The sequence below is a fragment of the Streptomyces sp. NBC_01428 genome (assembly GCF_036231965.1).
GTDB lineage: Bacteria > Actinomycetota > Actinomycetes > Streptomycetales > Streptomycetaceae > Streptomyces.
In genome coordinates, this window is the sequence record NZ_CP109499.1 from 2299982 (window position 1) to 2315006 (window position 15025).

14 protein-coding genes are annotated in these 15025 nt (G+C 73.0%); 5 read left to right on the forward strand and 9 right to left on the reverse strand.

Annotated elements, in window-relative coordinates; all coding sequences use genetic code 11:
- Positions 1-89: 89 nt before the first annotated feature.
- Positions 90-1430 carry an allantoinase AllB gene (gene allB / locus OG406_RS09950; protein ID WP_164370324.1) on the reverse strand — a complete coding sequence of 447 codons (1341 nt, stop codon included), beginning with the start codon at positions 1428-1430 and terminating at the stop codon, positions 90-92.
- Between the two features lie 326 nt (positions 1431-1756).
- Between allB and OG406_RS09955 the strand changes: the two genes are divergently transcribed.
- Positions 1757-2563: an IclR family transcriptional regulator gene (locus OG406_RS09955; protein WP_081220106.1), complete on the forward strand. Its 807-nt coding sequence runs from the start codon at positions 1757-1759 to the stop codon at positions 2561-2563.
- 42 nt (positions 2564-2605) lie between these two features.
- Here the strand turns inward: OG406_RS09955 and OG406_RS09960 are convergent, their stop codons facing one another.
- Entirely contained in the window at positions 2606-3292 is a 687-nt protein-coding gene (locus tag OG406_RS09960; protein ID WP_326842073.1) for an ABC transporter ATP-binding protein, read from the reverse strand.
- Positions 3293-3333: 41 nt separating this feature from the next.
- A complete protein-coding gene (locus OG406_RS09965; RefSeq protein WP_326842074.1) occupies positions 3334-4371 on the reverse strand; it encodes an ABC transporter permease in 1038 nt (345 codons plus the stop codon).
- 203 nt (positions 4372-4574) lie between these two features.
- On the opposite strand from OG406_RS09965, the gene OG406_RS09970 reads away from it, so the two are divergent.
- Both OG406_RS09970 and OG406_RS09975 read left to right on the forward strand, forming a co-directional pair.
- Complete coding sequence (locus tag OG406_RS09970) at positions 4575-5840, forward strand: sensor histidine kinase (RefSeq protein ID WP_329185342.1); 1266 nt, start codon at positions 4575-4577, stop codon at positions 5838-5840.
- A complete protein-coding gene (locus tag OG406_RS09975; RefSeq protein WP_329185344.1) occupies positions 5837-6469 on the forward strand; it encodes a response regulator transcription factor in 633 nt (210 codons plus the stop codon). The genes OG406_RS09970 and OG406_RS09975 overlap by 4 nt, the downstream gene beginning before the upstream one ends.
- 45 nt (positions 6470-6514) lie before the next feature.
- Here the strand turns inward: OG406_RS09975 and OG406_RS09980 are convergent, their stop codons facing one another.
- Positions 6515-6838 carry a DUF5955 family protein gene (locus OG406_RS09980; protein ID WP_329185346.1) on the reverse strand — a complete coding sequence of 108 codons (324 nt, stop codon included), beginning with the start codon at positions 6836-6838 and terminating at the stop codon, positions 6515-6517.
- Between the two features lie 209 nt (positions 6839-7047).
- Between OG406_RS09980 and OG406_RS09985 the strand changes: the two genes are divergently transcribed.
- Both OG406_RS09985 and aceB read left to right on the forward strand, forming a co-directional pair.
- Entirely contained in the window at positions 7048-7647 is a 600-nt protein-coding gene (locus tag OG406_RS09985; RefSeq protein ID WP_266851690.1) for a nucleotidyltransferase family protein, read from the forward strand.
- A gap of 241 nt (positions 7648-7888) precedes the next feature.
- Positions 7889-9523: a malate synthase A gene (gene aceB, locus OG406_RS09990; protein ID WP_164370318.1), complete on the forward strand. Its 1635-nt coding sequence runs from the start codon at positions 7889-7891 to the stop codon at positions 9521-9523.
- A 6-nt stretch (positions 9524-9529) separates the two neighbouring features.
- Here the strand turns inward: aceB and OG406_RS09995 are convergent, their stop codons facing one another.
- From OG406_RS09995 to OG406_RS10015, 5 genes are all read right to left on the reverse strand, one after another.
- Positions 9530-9814: a SelT/SelW/SelH family protein gene (locus OG406_RS09995; RefSeq protein ID WP_164370396.1), complete on the reverse strand. Its 285-nt coding sequence runs from the start codon at positions 9812-9814 to the stop codon at positions 9530-9532.
- Positions 9815-9882: 68 nt separating this feature from the next.
- Positions 9883-10797: a HipA family kinase gene (locus OG406_RS10000; RefSeq protein WP_081221882.1), complete on the reverse strand. Its 915-nt coding sequence runs from the start codon at positions 10795-10797 to the stop codon at positions 9883-9885.
- Positions 10798-10900: 103 nt separating this feature from the next.
- A complete protein-coding gene (locus OG406_RS10005; protein WP_329185348.1) occupies positions 10901-12652 on the reverse strand; it encodes a glycosyl hydrolase family 18 protein in 1752 nt (583 codons plus the stop codon).
- Positions 12653-12877: 225 nt separating this feature from the next.
- Positions 12878-13369 carry a nucleotidyltransferase domain-containing protein gene (locus OG406_RS10010; RefSeq protein WP_164370316.1) on the reverse strand — a complete coding sequence of 164 codons (492 nt, stop codon included), beginning with the start codon at positions 13367-13369 and terminating at the stop codon, positions 12878-12880.
- Between the two features lie 52 nt (positions 13370-13421).
- Positions 13422-14951 (reverse strand): IucA/IucC family protein, encoded by a 1530-nt coding sequence (locus OG406_RS10015; RefSeq protein ID WP_329185350.1) that lies wholly within the window; start codon positions 14949-14951, stop codon positions 13422-13424.
- Between the last annotated feature and the right edge of the window lie 74 nt (positions 14952-15025).

The window sequence follows — 15025 nt, forward strand, 5'->3', positions numbered from 1 at the left end:
CGGCGGTCGGTGGTGCGGTTCGGGGGTGGGGGGCCGGGGTCGACGCGTCCCGCGAGGGGGCGGAGGGCGGACCCCGGGGGCCGGAGGGGCTACGGGTTCCGGGTGAGGAGCTGTCCGGTGGGGTCGGTGAACTCGCCCGCGGCGACGATGCGTTCGCCGCGCAGCCAGGTCGACTTGACGACACCGCTGAGGGTCTTGCCGGCGTAGGCCGTGACCCGGTTGCGGTGCTGGAGCGCCGCCGGGTCGACGGTGAAGGTCTCGTCGGGGGCGAGAACCGCGAAGTCGGCGTCCCGGCCCGGTGCGATGGCGCCCTTGCGGTCGCCGAGGCCGACCAGTTCGGCCGTGCGGGAGGACATCCAGCGGACCACGTCCTCCAGTCCGTGGCCGCGCTTGCGGGCCTCGGTCCAGACGGCGGACAGGCTGAGCTGGAGGCCGGAGATGCCGCCCCAGGCGGTGGCGAAGTCGTCCGTCTTGAGGTCGGCGGTGGACGGCGAGTGGTCGGTGACGACACAGTCGATGGTGCCGTCGGCCAGCGCCTGCCAGAGCAGGTCCTGGTTGGCGGCCTCGCGGATGGGCGGGCAGCACTTGAACTCGCTGGCGCCGTCCGGGACTTCCTCGGCGGTCAGGGTGAGGTAGTGCGGGCAGGTCTCCACGGTGAGCCGGACGCCGTCGGCCTTCGCGGCGGCGATCAGCGGGAGGGCGTCGCTCGACGACAGGTGCAGCACGTGCACCCGGGCGTCGAGGCGCCGGGCCTGCGCGACGAGGCTCTCGATGGCGGTGTCCTCGGCGTCGCGGGGGCGCGAGGCGAGGAAGTCGGCGTACTTCTGGCCGCCCTTCTGCGGGGCGGCGGCCAGGTGGTGCGGGTCCTCGGCGTGGACGATCAGCAGGCCGCCGAAGCCCGCGATCTCGGCGAGGGAGCGGGTCAGCTGCTCCTGGTCCAGCTCGGGGAACTCCTCGACACCGGAGGGCGAGAGGAACGCCTTGAACCCGAAGACGCCCGCCTCGTGCAGGGGTCGCAGGTCCTTGACGTTGTCCGGGAGCGCGCCGCCCCAGAAGCCGACGTCGATGTGCGCCTTGGGCCGGGCGACATCCCGCTTCGTGCGGAGGTTGTCCACCGTCGTCGTCGGCGGCAGGGAGTTGAGCGGCATGTCGACGAGGGTGGTGATGCCGCCGGCGGCCGCGGCGCGGGTCGCGGTCCAGAACCCCTCCCACTCGGTGCGGCCGGGGTCGTTCACATGGACGTGCGTGTCGACCAGGCCGGGGAGCAGGACGTCGTCGCCGAAGTCCTCGAGCCGGGCACCGGCCGGCACCTCGGCGTCGTACGGAAGCACGGCCGTGATCTTCCCCGCGGTGACCGCGACCGAAGCGGCGCGCGTCCCTTCGGGAGTGATGACGCGCGTCGAGCGCAGCACCAGTTCGACGTCGGACACCCGGACCCCTCTCTCTGCCGCCGTTGACCCCCGTCGACGCGGGTTTACTTCCACGTAACGAAATTCAACGTTCTGTTGAAGGAGTCTTCACTCCGACCCCCGTGCCGTCAAGAGTCCCCCGTGCTCTCCATCCGTCATCCCCACTCTCTGGATGTTTCCACAAAGCGGAAGTAGACTTCCGGCAAGCAGAACGTAGTGACGTACAACCAGGGAGTCAACCGACTGCCGGGTAGGCTGCGTCCCTGCCCGTCCGTCACCGGCCACCGCCCTGATCGAGAGCCTTCGGGTCATGTCTCTCGATTCTGCGCCCTGAAAGGACCGCCGCCGTGTCGCCGTCCAGCGCCAGCACCACCGACGCCGCCAAATCACCCGCTCCCAGTGGTGGCGTCCAGTCCCTGGAGCGCGCCTTCGATCTGCTGGAGCGCATGGCGGACGCCGGGGGCGAGGTCGGCCTGAGCGAGCTCTCCGCGAGCAGCGGGCTGCCGCTGCCCACCATCCACCGCCTGATGCGCACCCTGGTGGCCTGCGGGTACGTACGCCAGCAGACCAACCGCCGGTACGCGCTCGGCCCCCGCCTCATCCGCCTCGGCGAGTCCGCCTCCCGGCTGCTCGGCACCTGGGCCCGTCCCTACCTCGCGCGCCTCGTCGAGGAGACCGGCGAGACGGCGAACATGGCGCTGCTCGACGGCGACGAGATCGTGTACGTGGCGCAGGTGCCCTCCAAGCACTCGATGCGCATGTTCACCGAGGTGGGCCGCCGGGTGCTGCCGCACTCCACGGGCGTCGGCAAGGCCCTGCTGGCGCACGCCTCGGCCGACGAGGTGCGCGCGCTCCTCGCCCGTACGGGCATGCCGGCGGCGACGGAGAAGACGATCACCACGCCGGACGGTTTCCTCGCGGCGCTGGAGGACGTGCGTCGCACCGGGTACGCGGTGGACGACAACGAGCAGGAGATCGGCGTGCGCTGCCTGGCCGTCCCGGTGCCCGACTCCCCCACCGCCGCCGCGATCTCCATCTCCGGCCCCGCGGGCCGGGTCACCGAGGCCGCCACCGACAAGATCGTGCCGGTGCTCCAGCAGGTCGCGGCCGAGCTGTCGCAGGCGCTGGCCAGTTCGGGACCCGGCGCCGTCTGACCGCTCCACCGCGTCCTCGGCCGCGCTCGGCCGTCGCCTGGGTCAGCCGTTCGCGGCCGTCACGGCGAGCGGGTCCAGCCGCCCGTCCCGCATCTCCCGCACCGCGTCCGCCTCTTCGAGGCGGGCGCGGTCGTGCGTGACGAGGACGGTGGCCGTTCGCCGCTCACGGGTCAGCCGCAGCAGCAGGCCGAGGACGGCCGCGCCGCGCTCGTGGTCGAGGGCGCTGGTCGGTTCGTCGACCAGGAGCACGGACGGTTCGCTGACCAGGGCGCGGGCGATGTTCACCCGCTGCCGCTGGCCGCCCGAGAGCTGGTGCGGCCGGCGGTGCGCGAGGTCGCCGAGCCCCACCGCCGCCAGCAACTCCCGTGCACGGGACGTCACATGACGTCTCCCGTCCAGGTGTCCCATGACCTGGAGCTGCTCCAGGGCGGTCAGCGAGGGCAGCAGGTTCGGCTGCTGGAACACGATCCCGATCTCGCGTCTGCGCAGGACGGCCCGTTCCGCGGGCCGCAGCGTCGCCGTGTCCGTACCGCCGACGAGGACGCGCCCGCGGTCGGGGGTGGCCAGGGTCGCCGCGACCGCGAGGAGGCTGGACTTGCCGGATCCCGAGGGGCCGACGACGGCGGTGACGGTTCCGGGCGGCACGACGAGGCCGACCTCGTCGAGCGCGGTCAGGCGCCCGTCGCCGTCCGGGTAGGTGAGGGTGACGGTGTCGAGGGTCAGGCTCATGAGGGCACTTCCTGGTGGTCGGTCCGATGGTTCCGGCGCCTTCAGCGGGCGCTTCCCAGGGCGGTCAGCGGGTCGACGGCGGTGATCCGGCGGACGGAGAGACCCGCGCCGAGCGTGCCGAGGGCGATCAGCACGGCGGCGGGTACGAGCACGGTCGGGCCGTCCAGGACGAACGGGACGTCGACGCCGCGCACGAGGGCGCCGGCTCCTGCGGCGAGTCCGGTGCCGAGCAGGGTTCCGGCGGTGAGCATCAGGGCCGCCTGGCCGAGCGCGTCGCGCAGCAGGTACGGCGTCGAGGCGCCGAGCGCCTTCAGGACGGCGATGTCGGGGGACCGCTGGATCGTCCAGACCGTGAAGAACGCGCCGATGACCAGGGCCGAGATGGCGAAGAGGAATCCGCGCATGAGCTGGAGGGAGCCGTTCTCGGCCCGGTAGGAGCCGATGGCGGTGAGGGCGTCGGCCTTGGCCAGGGTCTTCGTGCCCGCCGCCCGGTCACCGGCCGCCAGGTCCGCGCCGTCGGTCCGCAGCGCGATCACGGTCGCCGGCCCGGCGGGCTCGGTCCACACCACCGGGGTGTGGCTGTACGCGGCGTGTCCGGACACCGCGGCGACGGTCCGCGCGGTTCCGCCGAGCGTCACCCGGTCCCCGGGGCCGGCGGACAGCTCGGTGGCCGCCTTCTCGGAGAGGACGACGCGGCCGGGGCCGACCCCGGCCGGCGCGATCCCGGAGCCCGGCCGCACGGCGAACGACGACACCGCGGCCGTACGGTGCCCGGCGGACGCGTTCAGGGTGCGCACGCCGACCGGCTCGGCGGAGACGACCCCCGGACGGTCGGCCCAGGTCCGTACGGCGCGCGAGGAGACCTCTGCGCCGGTGAAGGACACCGACTGCCCGGTGGGCGGCGCGGCGAAGGCGAGGTGGTCGGCGGGCAGCCCGGTGACGGCCGAGGTGTTCTCCTCGGCGAGCCCGGCGGTCAGGCCGGACAGCAGCCCCACGAGCAGGGTGATCAGCACGACCACGGCGCCCATCAGGGTGAACCGCCCCTTGGCGAACCGGAGGTCTCTCCATGCGACGAACATGCCTCCCAGCCTGCGGCCGGGGCCTGCTCCGGGGCATCGCACCCGGGCATGGTTCCGCGGCGTCGAAAGGCGGAGCGGAGCCGCGCCGGAAGGCGGACCGGTCGGGGGTGCGCCGAGGCGGCGAAAGGGGGCGAAGGGGGGCGGCAGCTTTCAACCTTTCGGTTGACCGGGGTCCGGGGGCATCCGCCTACCCTGGAACGACCATGAATGTCCCCCGCCGCTCCCCCGTCCTGACCACCCTGCGCCTGTGCCTGTACGCCCTGCTCGCGGGGCTGCTGGCGCTGGCCGCCGTCCGGTCCGGGGACAGCGCCCATCCGCGGGGCGTCGTCCTGTCGGTGATCATGACCGGCGCGGTGTTCGCGGCGGGCTCGTTCAGTACGAGGGTGCGGCGCTCGCGCCGCGCGGCCGCGGTCTGGCTGGCGGCGCTGACCGCGAGCTGGCTGATCCTCGTCGCGCTGTCACCGGACGCGTTGTGGGTGGCGTTCCCTCTCTACTTCCTCCAGCTGCACCTGCTGCCGACGCGCTGGAGCGTGCCGGCCGTGACGCTGACCGCGGGAGCGGCCATCGCGAGCTTCGTGGCGCACGGCGCGCCGCTGACTCCCGGGGCGTTCATCGGACCGCTCCTCGGGGCGGCGGTCGCGGCGGCCACGGTGCTCGGCTACGAAGCGCTCTACCAGGAGAGCGAGCGCCGCCGTGCCCTGATCGAGGAACTCGTCGCCACCCGCGCGGAACTGGCCGAGGCCGAGCGCACGGCGGGCACGCTCGCCGAACGGGAACGGCTCGCCCACGAGATCCACGACACGCTCGCCCAGGGTCTGTCCAGCATCCAGCTGCTGCTGCGGGCCGCTCAGCGCCTGCTGCCCCCGGACGCCCCGGCGGCCCCGCACCTGGAGCAGGCCCGCTCGACGGCGCAGGACAACCTGGCCGAGGCCCGCCGATTCGTCCGCGCCCTGACGCCACCCGGCCTGGACGGGGGCTCGCTCGGCGCGGCGCTGGAGCGGCTGTGCCGTGCGCCCGCCGTGGGCGGTCCCGCGGTTCGCTTCTCGGTGAGCGGACCGCCCGCGGCTCTCCCGACGCCGTACGAGGTGGCTCTGCTGCGGATCGCGCAGTCGGCGCTCGGCAACACGCTGCGGCACGCGCGGGCGGACCGTGCGGAGATCACGCTCAGCTTCATGGACACCGCGGTGGCGCTGGACGTGGTCGACGACGGTGTCGGCTTCGCCCCCGGCGCGGTCGGACCGTACCCGGGCGGCGGGGACGAGGACCGTACGGACGGCGGCTTCGGGCTGCCCGCGATGCGTTCGCGCGCGGAGTCGCTGGGCGGCACGTTCACCGTCGAGTCGGCGCCCGGGCAGGGTACGGCGGTGGCTGTCACCCTGCCGCTGCCCGCCGCCGCGGAGCCCGCGGGGAACACGCCCGTGAGTGATGGCCGCCGTCCCCGGCCGCACACCGTCGGGAGCCCCGCGTGAGCGTCAGGCTGCTGCTCGCGGACGATCACCCGGTCGTCCGCGCCGGACTGCGCGCGGTGCTGTCCGCGGAGCCGGACTTCGAGATCGTCGGGGAGGCGCCGACGGCGGAGGCCGCGGTGGAACGCGCCTTGGCGGGCGGGGTGGACGTCGTCCTCATGGACCTGCAGTTCGGTGCCGGCCTGCACGGCGCCGAGGCCACCGCGGCGATCACGGCGCGCCCCGGCGCCCCGCGGGTGCTGGTCCTCACGACGTACGACACCGACGCGGACATCCTCGCCGCCGTCGAGGCGGGCGCCTGCGGCTACCTCCTCAAGGACGCCCCGCCCGAGGAGCTGTCGGCGGCCGTGCGGACGGCGGCCTCGGGTCACTCGGCCCTCGCCCCGGCGGTCGCCGACCGCCTCATGGACCGGATGCGCGCGCCGGCCGCCGCGCTGAGCCGCCGCGAGCTGGAGGTCCTCGAACTGGTCAAGGACGGCCTCTCGAACCAGCAGATCAGCAAGAAGCTGTTCCTGAGCCAGGCCACCGTGAAGTCCCATCTGGTGCACATCTACGCCAAGTTGGGCGTGGACTCCCGCACGTCGGCGGTGGCGGCGGCCACCGAGCGCGGAGTCATCCGCAGGCGCGGGTGAGACGCCGGTCGCAGGCCGGGGCGGCGCGGCGGAACCGCCGTGGCGTCAGCGGCGGTTCTCGCTCGGGGGCTCCCCGAAGAGGTCGACCGCGTTGCGGACGTCCGCGAGGCGGGTCGCGAGGGCGCTGACCGAGCCGATCGAACCGGCGATGAGTAACAGGGAGCGGCGCAGCCGGGGTGTCTCGGGGACTCCGCCGGCCACCATCGCGGCGAGCGCGGCCAGTTCGTCCTCGGCGATGCCCCGGTCGGGGAACTCGGCCGGATGCGTGGCGAGTTCACGGCGCAGCCGGGAGACGGCGGTGCGCAGTTCCGCCACCCTCGGATCCTCGTTGCTGCCCGTCACTGGTCTCTGCCCCAAGCTCCGCAACACAGCTCTCCCCCTCGCACACCGTCGTGCGTCGGTCCTTCTCGCGTCGGCACCGCGCCCCGTGGCGGTGGTCGGGCGCCGAGGGACGCGGGCCAGTAAACGCCACCCGGTGCGCCGGGCGCCACTGCCCGGACCGAAATTCAGCCCGGGGACATCGCGGGCCACGGCCCGGTTCCGAGGCGGGCCGGGGGCCGGTCGGGTATGCAGGGGACATGACGGAGAACAAGGACCAGGTGGCCGGGCTGCTGCTGGCCGCCGGTGGCGGGCGACGCCTCGGGGGTCGCCCCAAGGCACTCCTGTCCCACCGGGGACGCCCCCTCATCGAACACGCGGTCGAGGTGTTGCGGGCCGGCGGCTGCGCGAGCGTCCATGTCGTACTGGGCGCGCAGGCGAAGGAGGTACGGGAACGGGCCGCGCTGTCCGGATGCGTGCTCGTGGACAACCCGGACTGGGAGGAGGGCATGGGCTCCTCGCTGCGGGCGGGGCTCGGTTCGCTGGCGGACTCGGGGGTACCCGCCGCCCTGGTGTCACTGGTCGACCAGCCGGGGATCGGCCCGGAGGCGGTGGCGCGGGTGCTCGGGGCGTACGGCTCGCCGCGGACGCTCGCCGCGGCTGCGTACGACGGGGAGCGCGGCCATCCGGTGCTCTTCGGCGCGGACCACTGGGCGGGGATCGCGGCGACCGCCACCGGCGACCGGGGTGCGCGCGCCTACCTGAAGGCCCATCAGGACGCGATCACACTCGTGGAGTGCGGCGACGTCGCGCGGGCCTTCGACATCGACACGGAGGCCGACCTGGTCCACCTTGAGTGAACGGGGTGGCACTGAGCGCCACCTTCTGTCGACTCAGAGAATCTCGACATCAACAAACCATTGAACTTCCACCATGAGGAAACTAGTATCCACTGATCAGAAGCGCCCCGCCGTGTCGAGGGCGCCCGGCGCCGTCCCCCCGCGCCCTGGCACCGGGTGCCACGGCGCGTCGACGCCGCCATGGTCCACCCGCACAGCCCGTAGCAGCCCGCACGTAGTTCGCTGAAGGAAGTGACAGCTCATGTCCGCACCAGCGCCGTCCCCGCTGGCCATCGTCGACGCCGAGCCCCTGCCCCGGCAGGAAGAGGTCCTCACCGACGCGGCCCTCGCCTTCGTGGCCGAGCTGCACCGGCTGTTCACGCCCCGGCGTGACGAGCTCCTCGCCCGCCGTGCCGAGCGCCGCGCCGAGATCGCCCGCACCTCCACCCTCGACTTCCTCCCGGAGACCGCGGCCATCCGCGCGGACGACTCCTGGAAGGTCGCCCCCGCTCCGGCCGCGCTGAACGACCGCCGTGTCGAGATCACCGGCCCCACCGACCGTAAGATGACCATCAACGCCCTGAACTCCGGTGCCCGCGTGTGGCTCGCGGACTTCGAGGACGCCTCGGCCCCCACCTGGGAGAACGTGGTCCTCGGTCAGGTCAACCTGATCGACGCCTACACCCGGAACATCGACTTCACCGACCCGAGGTCCGGCAAGTCGTACGCCCTCAAGGCGAACGAGGAGCTCGCGACGGTCGTGATGCGCCCGCGCGGCTGGCACCTGAACGAACGTCACCTCGTCGCCGCCGACGGCACGCCCGTGCCCGGCGCCCTGGTCGACTTCGGCCTGTACTTCTTCCACAACGCGCAGCGGCTCATCGATCTCGGCAAGGGCCCGTACTTCTACCTGCCGAAGACGGAGTCGCACCTCGAAGCGCGCCTGTGGAACGAGGTGTTCGTCTTCGCGCAGGACTACGTCGGGGTCCCGCAGGGCACGGTCCGCGCGACCGTCCTGATCGAGACGATCACGGCCGCCTACGAGATGGACGAGATCCTCTACGAACTCCGCGACCACGCGGCCGGGTTGAACGCGGGCCGCTGGGACTACCTGTTCTCCATCGTCAAGAACTTCCGTGACGGCGGCGCCAAGTTCGTCCTGCCGGACCGCAACGCGGTGACGATGACCGCGCCGTTCATGCGCGCGTACACCGAGCTCCTCGTCCGCACCTGCCACCGGCGGGGCGCGCACGCGATCGGCGGCATGGCCGCGTTCATCCCCTCGCGCCGCGACGAGGAGGTCAACAAGGTCGCCTTCGAGAAGGTCAAGGCCGACAAGGACCGTGAGGCCGGCGACGGTTTCGACGGCTCGTGGGTGGCCCACCCCGACCTCGTCCCGATCGCGATGGCCTCCTTCGACGCGGTGCTCGGCGACCGGCCGAACCAGAAGGAGCGGCTGCGCGAGGACGTGTCGGTCGCGGCCGGTGACCTCATCGCCGTCGACTCGCTCGACGCGAGCCCGACGTACGACGGTCTCGTCAACGCCGTGCAGGTCGGCATCCGTTACATCGAGGCCTGGCTGCGCGGGCTCGGCGCGGTCGCGATCTTCAACCTCATGGAGGACGCCGCCACCGCCGAGATCTCGCGCTCGCAGATCTGGCAGTGGATCAACGCCGGCGTCGTCTTCGAGCACGACGGGAAGACCGTGGCGGCCACCCCGGAGCTGGCCCGCGAGATCGCCGCGCGGGAACTCGCGGACATCCGCGCCGAGATCGGCGAGGAGGCGTTCGCGGCCGGCTCCTGGCAGCAGGCGCACGACCTGCTCCTGAAGGTCGCGCTGGACGAGGACTACGCGGACTTCCTCACGCTGCCGGCCTACGAGCAGCTCGCCGGCTGACCCGGCTCAGTCCGTCGTACGGTCCGAGTGGCCCAGGGATCTCTCCGGGGCCACTCGGTCGCGTACGAGGCGCTTGACCGCCGTGGGTTCGGGGAAACCCTGCTCTCGGCGGTCCCACACCACCTCGTCGTTGACCCGGACGACGAAGACGCCGCCGGTGCCCGGCTTCAGGGACAGCTCGTCCAGCTCGGTCTCGAAGGTGGTGAGCAGTTCCTGGGCCAGCCAGGCGGCGCGGGGCAGCCAGCGGCACTGGGTGCAGTACTCGATCTGTACGCGCTGGGGGTCCGTCATCCGCTCCGCCATCCGATCCGTGGTCCCGTCCGTGGTCCCGTCCGTGGTCCGGTCCGTCGTACGGTCGGTCATCCGAGGTGCACCGACCAGTCCTGTTCCGCCGCCGGTTTGCCGTGCAGGTCAGGGACGCGTTTGAGCCAGTCCGGGCGGCCCTGCTGGGTCCGCTCCGCGCGGTCGGCGTCCTCCGCCGCGAGCTGTTCACGGCTCGGGAAGTCCGTGGGGAGCCACGCGGCGGAGGCCCGCACGCGCGCGAGGAGGTACCCGACGTAGGCCTCACGGAGCGCGTCGGGGCCCGCGAAGCCCGGCTCGTCGGTGAGCCAGGCGTCGGGCACCTCGGCCAGCACCGCGCGCAGCAGCTCCTCCGTCACCTTCGGCGCGAGTTCGGCGTCGGCGGCCCGGGTGTCCGGGCCGTAGCCGCCGAGCGCGTGGCTCCTGAAGTCGTACGCCTTCTCCGGTGCCGAGGCGTCCCAGCGGTGGTGGAAGACGAGGGCGGCGCCGTGGTCGATCAGCCACAGCCGGGGCGGCGCGACCCCGAGGGTGGGCCACACCATCAGGTTCGAGCTGTGCACCGTGCGGTCCACGTTGACGGTGAGGGCGTCCAGCCAGACCACCTTGCCCGCCTCCAGCGGGTCGACCGGGAACGCCCGCGCGACCTCGGGAGTGAGGTCGCGGGCGCCCGGCAGGTAGTCCATGCCGAGGTTGAGCCCGGCGCTGGCCCGCAGCAGGTCCTGGACCTCCTGGTGGGGTTCGTGCCCGCCGACGGCCGGGTCGAAGTGGACGAGGACCAGCTCGGGGAAGCGCAGCCCGAGGGCGCGGGCCAGTTCGCCGACGACGATCTCGGCGACGAGCGCCTTGCGGCCCTGGGCCGCGCCGGTGAACTTCACGACGTAGGTCCCCAGGTCGTCGGCCTCGACGACCCCGGGAACGGAGCCGCCCGCCGTCAGCGGGGTCACGTATCGAACAGCAGTCACGTCGCGGAGCACACTGGCCACTGTAGAACAGCAGGTCCCGACGCCGTCCGGCCTCGGGGGGCGGCCGAACGGGGGCGGCCCGGCGTATCGGGCCGCCCCCGTTCGGAAAAGGGGCTCAGCCGACGGTGAGGTCGTCCCCGTGGACCGCGCCCTGGCCGTACCAGCCGTGCAGGTACACGGTCACGGTGCCGGAGGTGCCGGTCGTGAACGGCACCGAGACCTTCGTCCAGGTGCCGGACGAGGCCCAGCCGCTGGCCGTCGCGCCTCCGCTCACGCCCAGGTAGGCGTAGGAGCCCTGCACCCACCCGCTGAGGGTGTACTTCGTCTTCGGCAGCAGCGTCAGCGTCTGCTCGCACTGGCCGGTCGCCGAGGAGCTGGGCACGGACTCCAGGGCGTGCGTGCCGGTGTGCGCGGTCGTGGTGGTGATCCCGCTGCCCGCGGCGCAGGTCCACGGGGCGAGCGAGCCGGTCTCCAGACCGCCGTTGACGACGGCTCCGCCGCCACCGCCGCCCGTGCCGGTGACGGTCAGGGTGAGCGTCGCCGTGTGCGCGGTGGAGCCCGCCGTGCCGGTGATCGTGAGGGGGTAGGTTCCGGGCGCCGTGGCCGAGGTGGTGGTCACCGAGAGCGCGGAGGTGGCGCCGGCCTTCACCGAGGCCGGGCTGAGCGTGGCGGTCACGCCCGTCGGGGCTCCCGTCACCTTCAGGGCCACCTGCTGGGCCGCGCCGGACACCACCGAGGTGGAGACGGTGGCCGAGGTGCTGCCGCCGGGTGCGACCGAGGCCGCGCCGGGGGCGACGGCCACCCCGAAGTCGTCGGGGACCGGCGTGCCGGGCCCGCTGAAGTCCGCGAAGGCGTGGCTGAAGGCCCAGGTGTCCTGGGCGATGCCGGAGCAGGTGTCGCTGCCGCCGGTGCCGGGGCAGCCGCCGTTGTCCCGCTGGAGGGCCCAGAACGAGAGGGTGTTGATCCCCTGCGTCTTCGCCCAGGAGTCCACCGCCGCCGCGTCGGCCGTGGTGAACGTCTCCGCGGCGCCGAAGTCGTCGATGCCCGGCATCTCGGTGACGCCGATGGACGCCCAGATCTGCGCGGTCGTCATCTCCGGATGCAGCGTGGCGAGTTGGCTCGCGAGTCCGGCCGTCGCGGTCTTCGTGTCGTCCGCCATGTGGTGCGTGGCGTTGTCGTAGTAGTCGAACGTCATGAGGTTGACGACGTCGATGCGGGCGCCCGCGGTCTTCGCGCTCTTCAGCACCTTCAGACCGCTGGCGGCCAGGCCGCTGGTGGTGGTCGGGAGGGTGTACGAGAACTGGACGGAGCGCCCGTTGGCGGCGGCCCAGTCCTGCACCTTCTTGATCGCCTGGTTGCGGCGGTCGATGCCGGCCGTGTTGGTGAGGGAGTTGTCCTCGACGTCGAGGTCGATGCGGGGCACGTTGTAGGTGGTGACGACCTTCTCGAACGCGGCGGCGATCGCGTTCACGTCGGTGCAGCTGTCGGCGAGTTCGGTGCCGCCGTTGTCGGCGGCGTAACCGCCGAAGGACGGGATGGCGTTGCCGCCCCGGCCCTGGAGGTCGGCGATCTCGCCGCCGAACGCCGCCTGCCCGACCGGCAGCGAGGTGTCGCCGTCCCAGTAGGGGGTGCAGGACCCCTTCTTCTCGGTCTGCAGGAACGCCAGGGTCAGGTACTTGTTGCCGGACGCGGCCGCGAGGTCGGAGATGTCGTCCGGCTGGTACGTCTCGAAGTAGGGCGCGACCACGTGCGCCGGCAGCGGAGCGGCGTCGGCATGTGCGGGGACGGCCGTGGCGAGCAGGGCGCCGGCCCCGGCGAGCACCGCGGTCAGGGCGGCGAGGGGGCGGATGGTGGCGGCTGGTCTCATGGAGACTCCCGGCAATGGGGGGGGTGGACGGTGCGGGTGACCGCCCTGCGCGCCGGGGCGGACTACGAGCGGCCCCATGATTGGTCTGGACCAACCGAACGGTCAAGATGCCGCACCCACGCATCACTTGGGCCGCTCCGCCCACCTGCGGCGGGAGGGGATCCCGTTGCCCGTTCAGCGGAAAAGCTTTACCCGGCGGTCCGCCCCGCCTCGCCGCGTCGCCGATCAGAAGTGCGTGGCGATGCCGAACGCCTCGCGGAGCCGGGCCATGTCGTGGCGGTCCCGGTCCGACGGCTCGTACCCCTGGTGGAAGGAGACCTGCTGTTCGGCGGAGAGACACGGAACGGTGCTGTCTCGAACGGTGCCGGTGACGAAGCAGGACGCCGGACAGCGGAACGGGTGCCCCGGTTCCGGGGAGGCCTGGGTGGCGCTTCCGTCGGATGCGAAGACCAGAGGGTGCAGATCGATCTCGCGTCCCGTCGCGTCGGCGACGACGAAGCGCACCGGCCGCTGGTCGAGCGACTCGGCGAAACCCGCTCCGGCGAGGGCGGCGACGACCGCCGGCTCCTGCTCCTCGCGGTGCATGAGGTCCAGGTCCCGGTGGGGCCGGGTCTGTCTCCCCAGGAGTGCGTCGATACCCCATCCGCCGCCGATCCAGACATCCGTTCCGGCGGCTCGGAGGACGTCCAGGATCTCCAGCACGTCGTCGCCCGTCATGGCCTTCGGTCCCTTCTTCCCGGCCGGCGCCGAGAGCCCACGGAGCCTCGGATCACGACGTGGCCAGCGGGTTCGGCAGCGGCACGTAGCGGGCGTCCGCGCCGTCCGCGTCCGTCCAGCGGAGCAGCAGGTTGGTCTTGCCGGGCAGGGTGGGTGAGGTGAGCAGGGCGGCGATCTCGGGGAGGTCCCCGTCCGTGGCGTGGCGCAGGAGTTCCGCCCGTACGGCGGGCCAGGGGTCCGCGCCGGGGAACCGCTCGGCGAGCAGCGCGGCCAGTTCGGCGAGGTGGTTGACGACCAGGCAGTACACGAGGCGTTCCCAGCCGGCCTCGCGGGTCACTCCGGGCAGCAGTTTCACGCCTTCCGCGTCCCGGAACAGGGCCTGGACGGGCAGGCCCTGGGCGTCGACGGCCACGACCGTGTTCTGCAGGTGGGCCTCGACGACGACGCCGTGCCGGGCGAACGCCTCCAGGACCGGGGGCACCACCTGACGGAGGTAGGCCGCCCACCAGTCGGCGGGGTCGGTGAGGCGGTCGAGCGGGCTGCCCTCGAACCCCTCCACGAGGGCGGCGGCGAGCAGCGGGGTGGCCCCGGGGAGGAGGTGGCCGGCGAATCCGTCGCGGACCAGGACGGCGAGTTCCTCGAAGGCGAAGGCGGCGGTGCGGTAGCCGCGGTCGCTCAGCCAGGCGGCGGGGCCGCCGAGGGAGGCGAAGGCGGCGGCGGTCGCCGCGTCCGTGGCGCGCAGCTTCAGCAGGTCGTGCCGCCACAGCCGGCGGATGTCGTTGGTGATCCGCACGTCCAGGCTGAACTTGACGAACAGGTCCTCGTCGGGGGCGTAGAGCGTACGGATGGCCGCCGTCGGCCACAGGAGGCGGCCGGTGCGTCCGAGGCGCAGGAGCCGGCCGTCGGCGAAGGCCTCGCGGATCGCCGGGGAGGACCGGGTGAGGGCGAGCTGCCAGGGGTGGGCGGGCAGCAGCCGGTAACCGGGCGGGGCCTCGCCGAACGCGTCGAGGGCGGTCGTGTCGCCGTCCTCGACGACGGCGTCCTCGCGCACCGCGAGGAGGTCCACGGGGAAGGAGGCGTACGCCTCGGGGGCGTACGGCAGCCAGTCGGCCGCGGGGCCGCCGCCGCGGATCTTGGGCGCGGGGTGGTGCGGGTGGCCGAGGATCAGGGACTGCTCGGAACGGCGGTACGGATCCCTCGGCGGCGTCGTCCGCGCGCGGGCCCGCAGGAGCGCGGCGACGACGTCCCGGCTGCCGGTCATCTCGGCGGGCAGTTCGGTGTTGGCGACTCCGGTGGCGCGGAACAGTTCGTCGGCGGTGAGCCGGACCAGCTCCGGGTGACCGAGCGGGCGCCAGGCGCCGTCGGCGTGCACCTCGGGTTCGACGGGACGTCGGGTGCCTCGTACCCGCAGCAGCGCGCCGCCGCCGGGCAGGCGGTGAACGCCCGGTTCCGGTGTGGGTTCCGCGACTTCGCGAAGGAGACAATTGAGCAACGGCGCGGCGGCGTACGCGTCGGCGGCCTCGTCCGTGTCGCCCCTGGTGAGTGCGGGGAACACGGTCGGCTTGAAGTCCACGCGATCCATCCGGTCCGTTCGATCCATACGGTGCACTGGTGATCAGTATGTCTGCCACGGCGGACGACCGCGACGCAGTCCCG

What these genes read in the sequence shown, in the direction of transcription:
- OG406_RS10005 (WP_329185348.1), bottom strand. Translation starts at nt 12,652, where the DNA reads ATGAGACCAGCCGCCACCATCCGCCCCCTCGCCGCCCTGACCGCGGTG.
- OG406_RS10015 (WP_329185350.1), bottom strand. Translation starts at nt 14,951, where the DNA reads ATGGATCGCGTGGACTTCAAGCCGACCGTGTTCCCCGCACTCACCAGG.
- OG406_RS09985 (WP_266851690.1), top strand. Translation starts at nt 7,048, where the DNA reads ATGACGGAGAACAAGGACCAGGTGGCCGGGCTGCTGCTGGCCGCCGGT.
- OG406_RS09960 (WP_326842073.1), bottom strand. Translation starts at nt 3,292, where the DNA reads ATGAGCCTGACCCTCGACACCGTCACCCTCACCTACCCGGACGGCGAC.
- OG406_RS10010 (WP_164370316.1), bottom strand. Translation starts at nt 13,369, where the DNA reads ATGACGGGCGACGACGTGCTGGAGATCCTGGACGTCCTCCGAGCCGCC.
- OG406_RS09965 (WP_326842074.1), bottom strand. Translation starts at nt 4,371, where the DNA reads ATGTTCGTCGCATGGAGAGACCTCCGGTTCGCCAAGGGGCGGTTCACC.
- aceB (WP_164370318.1), top strand. Translation starts at nt 7,889, where the DNA reads ATGTCCGCACCAGCGCCGTCCCCGCTGGCCATCGTCGACGCCGAGCCC.
- OG406_RS09995 (WP_164370396.1), bottom strand. Translation starts at nt 9,814, where the DNA reads ATGACGGACCCCCAGCGCGTACAGATCGAGTACTGCACCCAGTGCCGC.
- OG406_RS09970 (WP_329185342.1), top strand. Translation starts at nt 4,575, where the DNA reads ATGAATGTCCCCCGCCGCTCCCCCGTCCTGACCACCCTGCGCCTGTGC.